General features: G+C 43.8%; 16 protein-coding genes. 15 read left to right on the top strand and 1 reads right to left on the bottom strand.

Features of this window, described 5'->3' with window-relative positions; genetic code table 11:
* Window positions 1–56: 56 nt before the first annotated feature.
* Window positions 57–935: a type I methionyl aminopeptidase gene (gene map, locus L3V33_RS10425; protein WP_004734352.1), complete on the bottom strand. Its 879-nt coding sequence runs from the start codon at window positions 933–935 to the stop codon at window positions 57–59.
* Window positions 936–1393: 458 nt separating this feature from the next.
* Between map and rpsB the strand changes: the two genes are divergently transcribed.
* The 15 genes from rpsB to rnhB all read left to right on the top strand — a co-directional run bounded on the left by rpsB (window position 1394) and on the right by rnhB (window position 16310).
* The gene (rpsB, locus tag L3V33_RS10420) at window positions 1394–2125 is read left to right on the top strand and encodes a 30S ribosomal protein S2 (RefSeq protein WP_032500394.1); all 732 of its coding nucleotides are present in this window, start codon (window positions 1394–1396) and stop codon (window positions 2123–2125) included.
* A gap of 137 nt (window positions 2126–2262) precedes the next feature.
* Complete coding sequence (gene tsf / locus L3V33_RS10415) at window positions 2263–3108, top strand: translation elongation factor Ts (RefSeq protein WP_237290342.1); 846 nt, start codon at window positions 2263–2265, stop codon at window positions 3106–3108.
* A 156-nt stretch (window positions 3109–3264) separates the two neighbouring features.
* On the top strand, window positions 3265–3996 hold the full coding sequence (pyrH, locus tag L3V33_RS10410) for a UMP kinase (protein ID WP_017072669.1): 732 nt from the start codon (window positions 3265–3267) through the stop codon (window positions 3994–3996).
* A gap of 98 nt (window positions 3997–4094) precedes the next feature.
* Entirely contained in the window at window positions 4095–4652 is a 558-nt protein-coding gene (gene frr, locus L3V33_RS10405) for a ribosome recycling factor (protein WP_004734349.1), read from the top strand.
* 98 nt (window positions 4653–4750) lie between these two features.
* Window positions 4751–5503 carry an isoprenyl transferase gene (locus L3V33_RS10400; RefSeq protein ID WP_029222668.1) on the top strand — a complete coding sequence of 251 codons (753 nt, stop codon included), beginning with the start codon at window positions 4751–4753 and terminating at the stop codon, window positions 5501–5503.
* A gap of 15 nt (window positions 5504–5518) precedes the next feature.
* Window positions 5519–6361 (top strand): phosphatidate cytidylyltransferase, encoded by an 843-nt coding sequence (locus L3V33_RS10395; protein WP_017084153.1) that lies wholly within the window; start codon window positions 5519–5521, stop codon window positions 6359–6361.
* 51 nt (window positions 6362–6412) lie between these two features.
* Complete coding sequence (gene ispC, locus L3V33_RS10390; RefSeq protein WP_065205031.1) at window positions 6413–7621, top strand: 1-deoxy-D-xylulose-5-phosphate reductoisomerase; 1209 nt, start codon at window positions 6413–6415, stop codon at window positions 7619–7621.
* Window positions 7618–8976, top strand: a complete 1359-nt coding sequence (gene rseP / locus L3V33_RS10385; RefSeq protein ID WP_171312522.1) for a sigma E protease regulator RseP — start codon at window positions 7618–7620, stop codon at window positions 8974–8976. The genes ispC and rseP overlap by 4 nt, the downstream gene beginning before the upstream one ends.
* A 48-nt stretch (window positions 8977–9024) precedes the next feature.
* Window positions 9025–11430 (top strand): outer membrane protein assembly factor BamA, encoded by a 2406-nt coding sequence (bamA, locus tag L3V33_RS10380; protein WP_004734344.1) that lies wholly within the window; start codon window positions 9025–9027, stop codon window positions 11428–11430.
* A gap of 27 nt (window positions 11431–11457) precedes the next feature.
* Window positions 11458–11958, top strand: a complete 501-nt coding sequence (locus tag L3V33_RS10375; protein ID WP_004734343.1) for an OmpH family outer membrane protein — start codon at window positions 11458–11460, stop codon at window positions 11956–11958.
* A gap of 4 nt (window positions 11959–11962) precedes the next feature.
* Window positions 11963–12994 (top strand): UDP-3-O-(3-hydroxymyristoyl)glucosamine N-acyltransferase, encoded by a 1032-nt coding sequence (lpxD, locus tag L3V33_RS10370; protein WP_017079409.1) that lies wholly within the window; start codon window positions 11963–11965, stop codon window positions 12992–12994.
* A gap of 93 nt (window positions 12995–13087) precedes the next feature.
* Entirely contained in the window at window positions 13088–13540 is a 453-nt protein-coding gene (gene fabZ, locus L3V33_RS10365) for a 3-hydroxyacyl-ACP dehydratase FabZ (RefSeq protein ID WP_004734341.1), read from the top strand.
* A gap of 1 nt (window position 13541) precedes the next feature.
* Window positions 13542–14330, top strand: coding sequence for an acyl-ACP--UDP-N-acetylglucosamine O-acyltransferase (gene lpxA, locus L3V33_RS10360; protein ID WP_171329178.1), 789 nt, complete (start codon window positions 13542–13544; stop codon window positions 14328–14330).
* 129 nt (window positions 14331–14459) lie between these two features.
* Window positions 14460–15656 carry a lipid-A-disaccharide synthase gene (gene lpxB / locus L3V33_RS10355; protein WP_004734339.1) on the top strand — a complete coding sequence of 399 codons (1197 nt, stop codon included), beginning with the start codon at window positions 14460–14462 and terminating at the stop codon, window positions 15654–15656.
* 33 nt (window positions 15657–15689) lie between these two features.
* A complete protein-coding gene (gene rnhB, locus L3V33_RS10350) occupies window positions 15690–16310 on the top strand; it encodes a ribonuclease HII (RefSeq protein ID WP_017084147.1) in 621 nt (206 codons plus the stop codon).
* Window positions 16311–16493: the final 183 nt, after the last annotated feature.

The following is a 16493-nucleotide window of genomic DNA, read 5'->3' as shown; positions in this document are numbered from 1 at the left end:
AATATCCTCGACAGGCGAGGACATTTTTAAAAGTCTTAGGTATTCAGCTTGTTGAACTAAGCGTTCTTCATGATACGTGGGATCGTATCGTCGCTGCGTAGTGTTAGTACCTCACAACCAGTATCGGTCACAACTAGAGTGTGTTCCCACTGAGCGGAGTTCTTGCTGTCTGCTGTGTACACTGTCCAGCTATCTTCGTCATCTAGACGACAGCCAAACTTACCCGCATTGATCATTGGCTCGATTGTGAAACACATGCCTGCTTTCAGTACGGTACGGTCACTGTTTTTGTAGTGAACGACTTGTGGATCTTCGTGGAACTCAGAACCAATACCGTGGCCACAGTAATCTTTTACAATAGAGAATTTAGCGCGTGGGTTGTTCTTGTTGTTTGTTTTGATGTACTTCTCAATAGCAGTACCGATTTGGCCAAGTTGAACACCTGGTTTAACCTGACGCATGCCTTCGTAAAGTGCTTCTTGAGCAACCATACACAGACGTTTGTTTGCTGGAGAAACTTCACCCACAAGGAACATCTTAGATGTGTCACCGTGGTAGCCTTGTGGACGAACACTTAGATCAGCATTTTCGTCATCAGGAACAATCACAGTGATATCAACGTTGAGAATGTCGCCATCTTTTAATACTGCAGGTTTGAATTGACCTGTGCTACCCGTCTCATCTTGTGATGCTGGAATACCGTGACACACGATGTGGTTGATAGACGTACAGATTGACTTAGGGAAACCGTGGTAATCAAGTGGTGCTGAGTATGCGCCTCTTTCTAGAGCGTACTCATGACAGATTTGGTTTAGCTCTTCTGTCGTTGTACCCACTTGGATGTGAGGTTCAATCATCTCTAGAATTTCTGAAGCCAGCTTGCCGGCAACGCGCATTTTTTCAATTTCTTCAGCAGTTTTAATTTTTACAGCCATTGCATATCTCTTAATTTGGTAGCACCTAAGTGTGCATATTGGGGCTATTCTATCAGTGCAGCATTTTAGCGCAACATTCCCATGTCCGCACAATGTTGATGGATACTGCTCAGTCTGAGTAGATAATGTTCGGTTTAATGACGCAGACGCGATTTGAATAGGACACTATTTTATAGAGAAAATTCACCGCTAGGGATCAGTATAGCAGTCGCCATTTTTAGATTTTTTTCTAGCCATAGATAGACAAAATATGGTATAAAGCGCGCCGGACATCAGGACTGTTTTCTCCATTTGGCGAAACAAGCTTTGTGTCCACTAACTTATTTCTTTAAATCACACACATTCCGACACATGTTCCGGGGTGCCTCAACAACACAGATAACGGCTGAAAAGTGGTTAGTTGTTAGGGGTCGGATTCATGGGGAGTGTGGAGGCCTAACCCCATAGAGGATTTTAAAATGGCAACTGTATCAATGCGCGATATGCTTAAAGCTGGTGTTCACTTCGGTCACCAAACTCGTTACTGGAACCCAAAAATGAAGCCATTCATCTTTGGTGCTCGTAGCAAAGTTCATATCATCAACTTAGAAAAAACTGTACCAATGTTCAACGAAGCTCTAGCTGAAATTGCTAAAGTTGGCGAGAAGAAAGGTAAAGTTCTTTTTGTTGGTACTAAGCGTGCTGCATCTGAAGCTGTTAAAGAAGCTGCTATCAACAGCAACCAGTTCTACGTTAACAACCGCTGGTTAGGCGGTATGCTAACGAACTACAAAACTGTTCGTCAGTCTATCAAGCGTCTGAAAGAACTTGAAGCGCAAGCTCAAGACGGTACTTTCGACAAGCTTACTAAGAAAGAAGCTCTAATGCGTACTCGTGAAATGGAGAAGCTAGAGAAATCTCTTGGTGGTATCAAGAACATGGGCGGCCTTCCAGACGCTCTATTCGTTATCGATGCTGATCACGAACACATCGCAGTTAAAGAAGCAAACAACCTAGGTATCCCAGTTTACGCTGTAGTTGATACTAACTCTAACCCAGACGGTGTTGACTTCGTTATCCCTGGTAACGATGATGCAATCCGTGCAGTACAGCTTTACCTAAACGCTGCTGCAGACGCGGTTAAAGAAGGTCGTAACAAAGATGTTGCTGCTGTAGCTGCTGAAAAAGACGGTTTTGTAGAAGCTGAATAATAGCGGCTCTGAGCCATATTTAGTTCACATTAAGCGGTCATAATCGATGGCTTAAGAACTGAATACAGTCAATATCAGGGGCCAATTAATTAGGCCCCTGTTTTTTATCTTTTTTAGAATTTACTGAGGAATAGAGAATGGCAACTGTAACTGCAGCTCTAGTTAAAGAACTTCGTGAACGCACAGCTGCGGGCATGATGGAATGTAAAAAAGCGCTTGTTGCTGCTGAAGGCGACATCGAGCTAGCAATTGAAAACATGCGTAAGTCTGGCGCAGCGAAAGCAGCTAAAAAAGCTGGTAACGTTGCTGCTGAAGGCACAATCATCATTAAAGAAGACGCTGGCGTTGCTGCTCTTCTTGAAGTGAACTGCCAAACTGATTTCGTAGCTAAAGATGCAGGTTTCCTTGCATTCGCTAACGAAGTTGCTGAAGCTGCTCTAGCTGAACGTCTAGACATCGTTGCACTTCAAGCTAAATTTGAAGACGCACGTATCGCTCTAGTAACTAAGATCGGTGAGAACATCAGCATCCGTCGCGTTGAGCTTGTTGAAGGTGTTGCACTAGCTTCTTACCGTCACGGTGAGAGAATCGGTGTTGTTGTTGCTGGTGAAGGCGAAGCTGAAACGCTTAAGCACATCGCTATGCACGTTGCTGCTTCTAAGCCTGAGTACGTTAACCCATCTGATGTACCTGCAGACGTAGTAGAAAAAGAAAAAGCTGTTCAAGTTGAAATCGCTATGAACGAAGGCAAACCACAAGAGATCGCTGAGAAAATGGTTATCGGCCGTATGAAGAAATTCACGGGCGAAGTATCTCTTACTGGTCAAGCTTTCATCATGGAACCTAAGAAAACTGTTGCTGACATTCTTAAAGAGAAAGGCGCATCAGTTACTACCTTCGTTCGTTTAGAAGTTGGTGAAGGTATCGAGAAAGCGGCTGAAATGAGCTTCGCAGACGAAGTTGCAGCGGTACAACAAGGTTAATCCTTAGTGTATTGATTGAAAAAGACCGTGGCAAATGCTGCGGTCTTTTTATGAATAATGAATTATTTTTTGGCTGTTAGCTGTTATGAATGCAAACTGAGCTCTTCAGTTTTTATCCATGACTGTTAATCATCAACTCTTTGGAAGGTAAACTCCATGACTACGAACCCTAAACCGGCGTATCAACGTATTCTGTTAAAACTTAGCGGCGAAGCACTACAAGGCGAAGAAGGTTTTGGTATTGACGCGACGGTCCTTGATCGTATGGCTCAAGAAGTAAAAGAATTGGTTGAACTAGGTGTTCAAGTAGGCGTTGTTATCGGTGGCGGTAACCTTTTCCGTGGTGCAGGCCTTGCTGAAGCAGGTATGAACCGCGTTGTTGGTGACCACATGGGTATGCTAGCAACGGTAATGAACGGCCTTGCAATGCGTGACGCTCTGCACCGTGCTTACGTAAATGCACGTGTAATGTCAGCTATCCCTCTTAAAGGTGTGTGTGACGACTACAACTGGGCAGATGCAATCAGCCAACTACGTCAAGGTCGTGTTGTGATCTTCTCAGCGGGTACTGGTAACCCATTCTTCACTACAGATTCTGCTGCGTGTCTACGTGGTATCGAAATTGAAGCTGACGTAGTTCTAAAAGCGACAAAGGTAGATGGCGTATTTACTGCTGACCCAGTAGCAAACCCAGACGCAGAGCTGTATGATACGTTGTCTTACAACACTATTCTTGAAAAAGAACTTAAAGTGATGGATTTGGCTGCATTTACGCTAGCACGTGATCACAAAATGCCAATCCGTGTATTTAACATGAATAAACCAGGCGCATTACGTCGCGTGGTTATGGGTGAAACTGAAGGTACATTAATCAGCGACGCTGACTAATTTTTCGGGCTTACTGAGGTGTTATGCTTTGGTAAGCTTATCCTTATCACTCCAAATAAAAAGCTTTCTTGAAGAAAGAACATAATCAAGGTGAAATTGTGATTAACGAAATCAAAAAAGACGCTCAAGAGCGTATGGATAAAAGTGTAGACGCACTTAAAAACAGCCTGCAAAAGATTCGTACAGGCCGTGCTCACCCAAGCCTACTGTCTGGTCTTACTGTAGAGTACTACGGTGCACCAACGCCTTTGGCTCAAGTTGCTAACGTTATTGCAGAAGATGCACGCACACTAGCAATTACAGTGTTTGATAAAACACTGACTCCTTTAGTTGAAAAAGCAATCCTGACATCTGACCTAGGTCTAAACCCTATGTCTGCTGGCACGGTTATTCGTGTACCACTTCCAGCGTTGACGGAAGAGCGTCGTAAAGACCTCGTTAAAATCGTTCGTGGTGAAGCTGAAGGTGGCCGTGTTGCTATCCGTAATATCCGTCGTGACGCGAATGGCGATCTAAAAGCACTTCTGAAAGACAAAGAAATCTCTGAAGATGAAGATCGTAGAGCACAAGACGAAATTCAAAAGCTAACTGACATTGCGGTTAAGAACGTAGATGAAGTTCTAGCAACTAAAGAAAAAGAGTTGATGGAAGTTTAATTTTCCATATTCTTTTCTTTCCGGAAAAACGCTGTACTCACGGTTCAGCGTTTTTTTATGCTACTCTGTTCGACTATTAGAATTTGATTCACTCTTTTATGCATAATTCTCAAGCGTTCACAGACTCTCTTCCTAAACACATTGCTATCATTATGGATGGTAATGGCCGCTGGGCAAAAGCTCAGGGCAAGCCTCGCGTCTTTGGTCATAAAAACGGTGTTCAAGCCGTTCGTAAAACCATCTCTTCATCTGCCAGACTTGGCATTAAGGCCGTTACACTTTTTGCGTTTAGTAGCGAGAACTGGCGTCGTCCTGAAGAAGAAGTCGGTATCTTGATGGAACTGTTTATTTCAGTGCTGTCGAGTGAAGTGAAAAAACTTCATAAAAATAATCTACAATTGCGTGTTATTGGTGATAAAAGTCGTTTCAATGATCGACTACAAAAGAAGATAGAAGAAGCAGAAGCTTTGACTAGCACCAATACGGGTATGGTTATTAATATTGCTGCTAACTATGGCGGCAAGTGGGATATCCAGCAGGCAATGACCTCAATTGCTCAACAGGTAAAGTCTGGCGATATTAATGTAGATGACATTGATGAAGCTATGATTACACAGCACCTGACTATGGCAGATATTCCTGAAGTTGACCTACTTATCCGCACCAGTGGCGAGTGCCGCATTAGTAACTTTATGCTTTGGCAATTGGCTTACGCCGAAATGTATTTCACTGAACAATTCTGGCCAGACTTTAATGAAGACAGCTTAGTAGAAGCTGTGACTTGGTTTGTAAACCGCGAGCGTCGTTTTGGATGCACTGGTGAGCAAATTAAAGCTCTGATGGACAGTTAATAAGGATTTTTTGGTTTGAAACAACGAATTATTACGGCGTTGATTTTAGCTCCCCTAGTTATTCTAGGTATTTTCGAGTTATCACTTCCCACGTTTATTCTTTCACTAGCAGTAATCTCGCTATTGGGCTTTTGGGAGTGGACTCAGTTTGTCGAAAGCAAATCGCGTTATTTAGCGCTGATTCCAACGGTTGTAGTCAGTGCTGCAAGTTTTGCTTTTATCCCTTTTGATGCATTTAGCCTTAATCATTTATCTAGCGCTCACTACACCATTCTAACGATTGGCTCTATTTGGTGGGTAATAGCGAGTGGTATGGCAGTGACTTATCCTAAGTCTATGCCCGCATGGAAAGATTCTTCTCTCCTTCGTCACGCATTTGGCGTGCTGACTCTGCTGCCATTTTTCTGGAGTGTGGTTATTCTGCGCGCTAACGGTATCGATGTTGATCCTTACCACGGCGCAAAATTGGTGATGTTTGTTTGTTTGCTCGTTTGGGCTGCTGACAGCGGTGCTTATTTTTCAGGAAAGAGTTTTGGTAAGCGTAAAATGGCACCGGCGGTAAGTCCTAATAAGACGATTGAAGGTCTTATTGGTGGTATTATTACAGCGGTGATCATAGCTTGGATTTTTGCTGACTTGTTTGATATCCAATTCACAAGTCCTCTTCACATGATTGTAATTACCCTTGTGACTGTCGTTATCTCTGTTCTTGGTGACCTTGTTGAAAGCATGTTTAAGCGTGTTTCCGGGGTGAAAGACAGCAGTAATCTGATTCCTGGTCATGGTGGTATACTTGATAGAATAGATAGCTTAACGGCTGCATTCCCTGTCTTTGCTCTGCTTTATTTAGCATTCTAATAATAAAGGGCAGTGATTCTGCCCTTTATTTCATTTCTACGGTCATATGTGATGCGAAATCTAACTATCCTTGGCGCTACCGGCTCAATTGGTGCAAGTACACTAAAAGTCGTTGAACAAAACCCAGATCTCTATTCGGTCGTGGCACTGGCTGCCGGGTCGAATGTCGAAAAGATGTTGGCGTTAGTTGAAAAGTGGCAACCAAGCTATATTGCTATGGCTTGCCCAGATGCAGCATCTCAGCTGACTGAAATGCTGTCCGCTAATTATCCTAACGTTACAGTACTTTCAGGCCCAGAAGGCATGTGTCAGGTTGCTTCTCTAGAGGAAGTGGACACGGTAATGGCTGCGATTGTGGGAGCAGCAGGCTTGCTTCCTACGATGGCATCGGTTAAGGCTGGTAAGCGTATTTTGCTTGCTAATAAAGAAGCTTTAGTGATGTCAGGGCAGTTGTTTATAGACGCCGTGGAAAAGTACGGTGCTGAACTACTTCCTGTAGACAGTGAGCATAATGCTATCTTCCAATGTCTACCGCAAAATGTACAAACCCATCTAGGTCGTTGTAATCTGGAAGAGAACGGTATCAACCATATTCTCTTGACGGGTTCTGGTGGTCCTTTCCGCTATACGGATGTTGCTGAGTTAGAATCGGTAACACCGGCTCGCGCTATTGCACACCCTAACTGGTCTATGGGCCCTAAGATCTCTGTTGACTCTGCGACCATGATGAATAAAGGTCTTGAGTACATTGAAGCTAAGTGGCTATTTAATGCTTCTCAAGAACAATTAAAAGTCATTATTCATCCTCAGTCTGTGATTCATTCAATGGTCCAGTACAAGGATGGCTCGGTACTTGCTCAAATGGGTGAACCCGATATGGCGACGCCAATCGCTTTGACGATGTCTTATCCTGAGCGTACAGAAGCTGGCGTTAAGCCTCTGGATTTCACCAAAGTGGGCGAGCTTACTTTTCTAGAACCCGATTTTAGCCGTTACCCATGTTTAAGATTAGCAATTGAAGCGTGTTACCTAGGGCAGCATGCAACAACAGCAATTAATGCTGCCAATGAAATTGCAGTCGATGCCTTTTTGAACAATCGGGTTAAGTTTACCGATATTGCTGTCATTAACGAGCATGTTATGAGCAAAGTATGTGAACAATATAGCTCTGAGGGCTTAGATAGCTTGGAAAGCCTTCTTGAGCTAGATAATATGTCTCGTCAAATAGCCATTCAATTTATTAAAGAGCAGCTAGCATGAGTGGAATTCTGTGGAACTTCGCATCTTTTATTGTAGCGCTTGGTATTCTGGTTGCTGTTCATGAGTTTGGACACTTCTGGGTTGCTCGTCGTTGTGGTGTGAAAGTAGAAAAATTCTCGATTGGTTTTGGTAAATCAATCTGGAGCAAGATCGGCCGTGATGGTACTGAATACAGCTTGTCAGTGATTCCGCTGGGCGGCTACGTTAAGATGCTCGATGGGCGTGTTGACGACCTTTCTGAAGAAGAGCAGCAATACGCTTTTGACAAGAAGCCATTGTGGAAACGCACGGCCATAGTCGGTGCAGGCCCAGCATTTAACTTTATCTTTGCTGTGTTTGCGTATTGGCTGGTATTTTTGATTGGCGTGCCTGCGGTTAAACCGGTGATCGGTGAGGTCACCCCGCAATCTATTGTTGCACAAGCCGGAATTGAAACTGGAATGGAACTTAAATCTATTTCAGGAATCAAAACCGCAGATTGGGAATCAGTCAATATGGGTTTGATATCTCATATTGGTGACCAATCCATGACAGTAACGGTTTCTTCTCAAGACGATATTGGCTTTGAGCAACAGATGACATTGGATATTTCAGACTGGTCTTTCGACCCAGAAACTGAGTCTGCAATGACAACGCTTGGTTTTAGACCGTACTCTCCAGAGATATCAACAGTGCTTGCTCAAGTTATTGATGATGGTGCTGCAGACTCTGCGGGGCTAGAAGCTGGTGACAAAATTGTTGAAATTAATGGGCAGCCAATTGAACAGTGGCAGTCGGTTGTTGAGTTGATTCGCTCGAACCCGATGAAATCCATGAACCTTATTGTACTGCGTAATGGTTTTGAACAGTCGTTGTCTATGACGCCAAAAAGTCGAGAGCTTTCTGATGGTTCAATAATCGGCTATGCGGGTATTGCTCCAGAAGTCGCAGAATGGCCAGAAGATTATCGCTTTGAGTTACAATTTGGTGTAATTGAGTCTGTAGGAAAAGCATTTGATAAAACAGGTCAAATCATTGGTTTGACGCTGACAATGCTCAAGAAGCTCATCGTTGGCGATGTCGGCTTAAACAACTTGAGTGGCCCGATTTCAATTGCTAAAGGCGCAGGTACAACCGCCGATTACGGTTTGGTTTACTTCTTAGGCTTTTTGGCTCTGATTAGTGTCAATTTGGGTATTATTAATTTGGTTCCGCTGCCTATGCTTGATGGCGGACATTTGCTCTTTTTCGCTATTGAGGCCATTACTCGTAAACCTGTCCCTGAAAAAATTCAGGAAATGGGATACAGAGTGGGAGGTGCAATCCTCTTCTCTTTGATGGCTCTGGCAATATTTAATGATTTTACTCGTCTGTGAATAGTTTCTCACAGGCATTGGTAGTAGCAAGGAATAATTAGAATAAATATGGCGATTAAGCAAATTCTGTTCGCAAGTCTATTGGCCACTAGTGTGGCAGCGAACGGAGCACAAAACTTTGTAGTTCAAGATATCAAGATCGAAGGTTTACAGCGTGTTGCACTTGGTGCAGCTCTACTGAAAATGCCAGTGCGTATTGGCGATGAAGTGGATGAAGGCGATGTATCTGAGATCATTCGTGCACTGTATGCTTCAGGTAACTTTGAGGATGTTAAGGTCCTTCGCGATGAAGGTGTTTTAGTTGTTCAAGTAAAAGAACGACCGACCATCGCAAGCATTTCATTTTCAGGGAACAAAGCGATCAAAGAAGAGCAACTTCAACAGAACCTAGATGCATCTGGTGTTCGTGAAGGTGAAGCGCTTGACCGCACAACGCTGAGTAACATCGAGAAAGGCCTTGAAGATTTTTACTACAGTGTTGGTAAATACAACGCGACAGTAAAAGCGGTTGTGACACCTTTGCCTCGTAACCGTTCTGACCTTAAGTTTGTATTTACTGAAGGCGTATCCGCTAAGATTCAGCAAATCAACTTTATTGGTAATGAAGTCTTCTCTGATGCTGAGCTACTGAGCCGTTTCAACCTGAATGTTGATGTTGCATGGTGGAATTTCCTTGCGGATGAAAAATACCAGAAGCAAGTATTAGCGGGTGATATCGAAGCGTTGAAATCGTACTACCTTGACCGTGGTTACCTTAAATTTAAGGTGGATTCTACACAAGTAGCGATCTCTCCAGATAAGAAAGGCGTTTACATCACGCTTGGTATTGATGAAGGCGAAGCCTACACCGTTAAAGATGTCGCGTTTCGCGGTGAGCTGATTGGTCGTGAGGCTGATTTTGAAGCATTAGTACCATTTGAAGACGGCGATACGTACAACGGCTCTTCTGTGACATCACTAGAAGAGGGCGTAAAGCGTATTCTTGGTGAGTCTGGTTATGCGTACCCACAAGTACGTACTATTCCTGAATTTGACGATGAGACCAAAGAAGTGTCATTGGTTATTAATGTAGAAGCGGGCAGCCGTATCTACGTTCGTGATATTCGATTTACGGGTAATAACTCGACCAAAGATGAAGTACTACGTCGTGAAATGCGTCAAATGGAAGGCAGCTGGCTTAACTCTAAGTCAATTGACACCGGTAAGAGCCGCCTTAACCGTTTAGGTTTCTTTGAAACGGTTGATGTACAAACAGTGCGTGTTCCTGGCAGTGAAGACCAAGTTGACTTGGTTTACAACGTTAAGGAAGCGAACTCAGGCAGCATCAACTTTGGTGTTGGTTACGGTACCGAATCAGGTGTCAGCTTCCAAGTCGGTTTGCAACAAGATAACTTTGCGGGTTCAGGTAACCGTGTTGGCGTAAGTGCCATGATGAACGATTACCAAAAGAACGTGAGCTTAGACTACCGAGACCCATACTGGAACCTTGATGGTGTGAGCTTAGGCGGTAAGATCTTCTATAACGAATTCGAAGCCTCTGAAGCGGGTATTGTCGACTATACCAACCAAAGTTACGGCACCAGCCTGACATGGGGCTTCCCTATGGATGAACTGAACCGTATCGAATTTGGTGTTGGCTATACGCACAACAAGATCGGTAACGTTCCGACTTATATCCAAGTGGAACAGTTCGCGAGAAGTATTGACCAATATGGTGACGAAAACATCTTAACCGATGACTTCGATATCAATATCTCTTGGACTCGTAACAACCTTAACCGTGGTTTCTTCCCAACCGAGGGTAACCACCAACGTGCTTTCGCCAAAATGACTGTACCAGGCTCTGACGCTAAGTACTTCAAAGCTCAGTACGATGTAAAACATTACATCCCGCTGACCAAAAAGCATGAGTTCACACTTTTGATGCGTGGCCGATTAGGCTATGGTAATGGTTACGGTCAAACGGATGGTAATGATAACTTGTTCCCATTCTACGAGAACTACTACGCAGGTGGCTTTACAACGTTGCGTGGCTTTGGCTCTAACTCAGCGGGTCCAAAAGCCGTTTACGGGAGCAGTACGGGTAACAACCCTACGTACAGCTCTGCAACCGATGATTCGGTTGGTGGTAATGCGGTTGCCTTGGCAAGTTTAGAGTTAATTGTACCTACGCCGTTTGCTTCTGACGAAGCACGTAGCCAGATTCGAACCAGTGTCTTCTTCGACATGGCAAGTGTATGGGATACCGAGTTCGTAGACCGTGGTGCACCTAACAGTGGCAGCCAGTATTACTACGATTACTCTGATCCAACAAATTACCGTTCATCTTATGGTGCAGCCCTTCAATGGATGTCGCCGATGGGCCCATTGGTTTTCTCTCTAGCGAAACCCGTTAAAATTTACGAAGGTGATGATGAGGAATTCTTCACATTTACCATTGGTAGAACTTTCTAATATTTAAAGGACAATATTTTGAAAAATATGATTAAAGCAGCAGGTTTAGGCCTTGTAGTTCTTAGCTCTTCTTTCTTTGCAACAGCTGCTGAAGCTGCGCAAAAAGTGGGTTATGTAAACACTGCACAAGTATTCCAGGCTCTACCTCAACGCGAAGTTGTTCTTCAAAAAATGCAGGAAGAGTTCAAAGATAAAGCAGCTGAGCTGCAGAGCATTCAAGCAGAAGCAAAAACTAAGATTGAAAAGCTTAAGCGTGATGGTGAACTACTAGGTCCTGACGAAGTTGAGAAGCTTCGTATCGAAGTCGGTCAACTAGACAGTAAGTACAAAATCAAAGCTCAAGCACTAGAAAAAGCAAGCCAACGTCGTGAAGCACAAGAGAAGCAGAAGCTATTCAAAGTGATTCAAGATGCTGTAACTAAAGTTGCAGAGAAAGAAGGCTACGACATGATTGTTGATATTCAAGCTCTGCAGTACGGCAAGCCGGAATACAACATCTCTGAGCAAGTAATTAAATCACTGAAATAAGTTTATGAAGAACCTGACTTTAGCCGAATTGGCAACGATTACCGGGGGAGAGCTACACGGAGACGGTACGGTTACCGTTTCAGCAGTTGCTCCTATGGATAAAGCGCAAGAAGGGAACATTACGTTCCTTTCGAACGTGAAGTACAGCAAGCACCTTGGTGACTGTAAAGCATCCGCTATTATGGTTAAAGAGAGTGAGCGCGAACTGTGTAAGACCAACGTGATTGTGGTCAGCGACCCTTACGTTGCTTTTGCTAAAGTTGCTCAAGCGCTTGATACTACTCCTGCACCCGCAGCGGCTATCGCTGATTCTGCTTCAATTTCAAGCGATGCAACCATTGGACAAAATGTGTCTATCGGTGCGAACGCTGTGATTGAGTCTGGTGTGGTACTTGGTGATGATGTGATCATCGGAGCTGGTTGTTTTATTGGTAAAAATGCAAATATTGGCACAGGCACTAAGCTATGGGCTAATGTAAGTGTTTACCACGAAGTCGTGATTGGTGACGCGTGTTTGATTCAATCAAGCACTGTCATTGGCTCTGATGGCTTTGGTTATGCGAACGAGAAAGGTGAGTGGGTTAAGATTCCACAAGTCGGTTCAGTTCGCATTGGTAACCGTGTAGAAATTGGCGCGTGTACAACCATCGACCGTGGCGCATTAGATGACACAATCATTGAAGATAACGTTATCTTAGATAACCAGCTTCAAATTGCTCACAATGTTCACATCGGATATGGTTCTGCTATTGCAGGTGGTACTATTATCGCAGGCAGCACGACGATAGGTAAGTACTGTATTATTGGTGGCGGTTGTGTGATTAATGGTCATATTGAAATCGTTGGCGGCGTTACAATCACCGGTATGGGGATGGTAATGCGCAGTATCACTGAGAAAGGCATGTACTCTTCGGGTATTCCTTTACAGCCAAACAAAGATTGGCGTAAAACAGCAACGCGTGTACATCGTATTGATGAAATGAACAAGCGTTTGAAAACCGTTGAAAAACTTATCGAGAAGAGCGCGGAATCATAATTCCAGCATTTCTAATAAAAGGCTCGCGTACAGCGAGTCTTTTTCGTTTATAATCCTTCTAATTAAATAAAGAATATACATAGGAATACGACTTTGACTACTGAACAGACAACGATGAACATTACTGAAATTCAGGAACTATTACCTCATCGCTACCCATTCTTAATGGTTGATCGTGTGACTAGCTTTGAAAAAGAAAAAACGCTGACTGCGATTAAGAATGTCTCTGTTAACGAACCTCAGTTCACAGGCCACTTCCCTCAACTTCCTGTATTCCCAGGCGTGTTGATCTTAGAAGCAATGGCGCAAGCAACTGGTCTTCTAGCATTTAAATCATTTGGTGCCCCTTCTGGTAACGAGCTTTACTACTTTGCAAGTGTAGATAAAGCTAAATTCCGCAAGCCTGTAGTGCCAGGTGACCAACTGATTATCGAAGTTGAATTCTTAAAAGAGCGTCGTGGTATTGCATCGTTTAACGGCGTTGCTAAAGTTGACGGCGTAGTTGTATGTTCAGCTGAACTTAAATGTGCTCGTAGAGAGTTTTAATATGATTCATGAAACAGCGAAAATTCACCCGGCAGCAGTAATCGAAGGTGATGTAACTATCGGTGCTAACGTGACGGTTGGGCCTTTCACTTACATTGCTGGTAACGTGACAATTGGTGACGACACTGAAGTGATGTCGCATGTGGTGATCAAAGGTCACACAACCATTGGTAAAGAAAACCGCATCTTCCCACACGCTGTTATCGGTGAAGAGAACCAAGATAAGAAGTACGGTGGCGAAGAGACAACAGTTGTGATCGGTGATCGCAACGTGATTCGTGAGGCGGTTCAAATCCACCGTGGTACAACTCAAGACAAAGCAACCACAGTGATCGGTGATGACAACTTACTTTGTGTTAATGCTCACGTAGCACACGATGTTATTGTTGGTAACCATACTCACATTGGTAACAACGCTATTCTTGGCGGTCACGTAACAGTGGGTGACTACGCTGGTGTAATGGCGCTATCTGCGATTCACCCGTTCTGTTCAATAGGTGCTTACGCCTACATTGGCGGCTGTTCTGCTGTTGTTCAAGATGTACTGCCGTACGTGCTTGCACAGGGTAACCATGCGGCTCCATTTGGCCTTAACCTAGTGGGCTTGAAGCGTAACGGATTTGGGAAACCAGAAATTCGTGCACTACAGAAAGCGTACAAAGAGTTATACCGTTCAGGTAAAACACTTGAAGAAGCGAAAGCGGCTTTAGTTGAAATGGCGAAAGAGTTTACTTCGGTTACTCCTATGCTAGAAATGCTAGAGAACTCTGAGCGCGGTATTATTCGTTAATACTTGATATGATTGTTTACCAATCATATCAAGTACGACAATAATGACTTAATCAGATTGGTATAACAAAAAGATCGCTACTCATTGGGCGGTCTTTTTTGTTTTAGGCAAGAAGGGAATTGGAAAACTATGGCACAGCAAGAAGCAGCAACCAATAGCTCGGACTTTGTTTCGAATGAACCTCTACGCGTAGGTATCGTCGTCGGAGAACTCTCGGGTGACACGCTTGGCGAGGGTTTTATTAAAGCGGTCAAATCACAATATCCGAATGCTGAATTCGTGGGTATTGGCGGACCAAAAATGAAAGCGCTTGGTTGTGAGTCTCTTTTCGAAATGGAAGAGCTTGCCGTGATGGGGCTTGTAGAAGTGCTTGGTCGTTTACCTCGTTTGTTAAAAGTGAAAGCGGAACTGGTTAAGTATTTCACTCAAAACCCGCCAGATGTCTTCGTTGGTATCGATGCGCCAGACTTCAACCTAAGACTTGAATTGGATCTTAAGAACGCGGGTATTAAGACCGTTCATTATGTCAGCCCTTCAGTATGGGCATGGCGTCCAAAGCGTATCTTTAAAATCGACAAAGCAACCGACTTGGTACTGGCTTTCTTGCCGTTCGAAAAGGCATTCTACGATAAATATAATGTTGCTTGTGAATTTGTTGGCCATACATTGGCAGACACCATTCCACTAGAACCGAATAAAAAAGAAGCTCGCGAGCTTTTAGGTTTAGATCAAGATAAGCCTTGGTTAGCCGTATTACCGGGTAGTCGCGGTGGTGAGATGAGTTTGATTGCTCAACCCTTTATTGAAACTTGCCAGCGTATTAAGCAAAAATACCCTGATATCAATTTTGTTGTTGCGCTCGTTAATGAGCAGCGTAAAAAGCAGTTCACTGAAATTTGGCAATCAACGGCACCTGAACTTGAATTTACGTTGGTAGAAGATACCGCCACCAACGTGATTACCGCTGCTGATTCTGTTCTGTTAGCTTCGGGTACTGTTGCTCTCGAATGCATGTTGCTGAAACGCCCGATGGTCGTTGGCTACAAAGTAAATAAACTGACGGGTTATATTGTTAAGAAATTATCGATTACTGAATTCGTATCGTTGCCGAACATTTTGGCTGGCGAAGAGATTGTGAAAGAGCATATTCTTGAAGAGTGTCACCCAGACTTCTTGTTTCCGTCTGTCGATAAGATGCTATCCGCTGATAACAGCGCATTAATCGAACGCTTTACCGAGATGCATCATTGGATTCGTAAAGACGCGGATAAACAAGCCGCTAATGCGGTATTGAAATTGATAGATCGACCATGTGTTGAGTCATAAAGTGCTTGTTTACAGAACATTAAGAGAAGAATTATGGCAGTAAAAGAGAAAAAAGAGCTTCCTCCTTTTGAGTATCCTCAAGGCTACCAGTTATTTGCTGGTGTTGATGAGGTAGGGCGCGGGCCGTTAGTTGGCGATGTTGTTACAGCTGCGGTTATCCTCGACCCTAATAATCCAATCGAAGGTTTGAACGACTCAAAGAAACTGTCTGAGAAGAAGCGTCTGGCTCTGTTTCCTGAAATCAAAGAGAAAGCCTTGGCTTGGTCTGTTGGTCGTTGTTCCCCGCAAGAAATTGATGAGTGGAATATTCTGCAAGCGACCATGGTTGCTATGCAGCGAGCTATCGCAGGGCTAAGCGTTCAACCGGATATGGCACTAATCGATGGAAACCGCGTTCCTGAACTGCCGATGGATGGTCTTGCTATTGTAAAAGGGGACTTGCGAGTTGCTGAAATCAGTGCGGCATCTATCATCGCTAAAGTTGTTCGTGACCAAGAGATGGAAGAACTTGATAAACTTCATCCAGAGTTTGGTTTTGCTAAACATAAAGGTTATCCGACCAAAGCGCATTTCGAGGCGATTGAAAAACACGGTGTCACCGAGCATTACCGCAAAAGCTTTAAGCCAGTAAAGCGCATTTTAGGTCTCGACTAAAACTCGTCGACTAAGGCTGTATATTGATTAGTGCTTAGTATTGGTTAGAGCTTTATATTGATTAGAGCTTTATATTGCTTAGACTCATGTTGACCGGAGCAAGGCATCGAATAAAGTTGCTTGTTTGCGGTAGAAAAAAATAGAATACACACAGTTGTAATCCTAGGCCTAAACCTAGAACTC

Origin of the sequence: Vibrio sp. A2-1 (genome assembly GCF_021728355.1) — a bacterium.
GTDB classification, from domain to species: Bacteria; Pseudomonadota; Gammaproteobacteria; order Enterobacterales; family Vibrionaceae; genus Vibrio; species Vibrio splendidus_K.
This window is presented reverse-complemented; position numbering and strand designations above follow the sequence as displayed.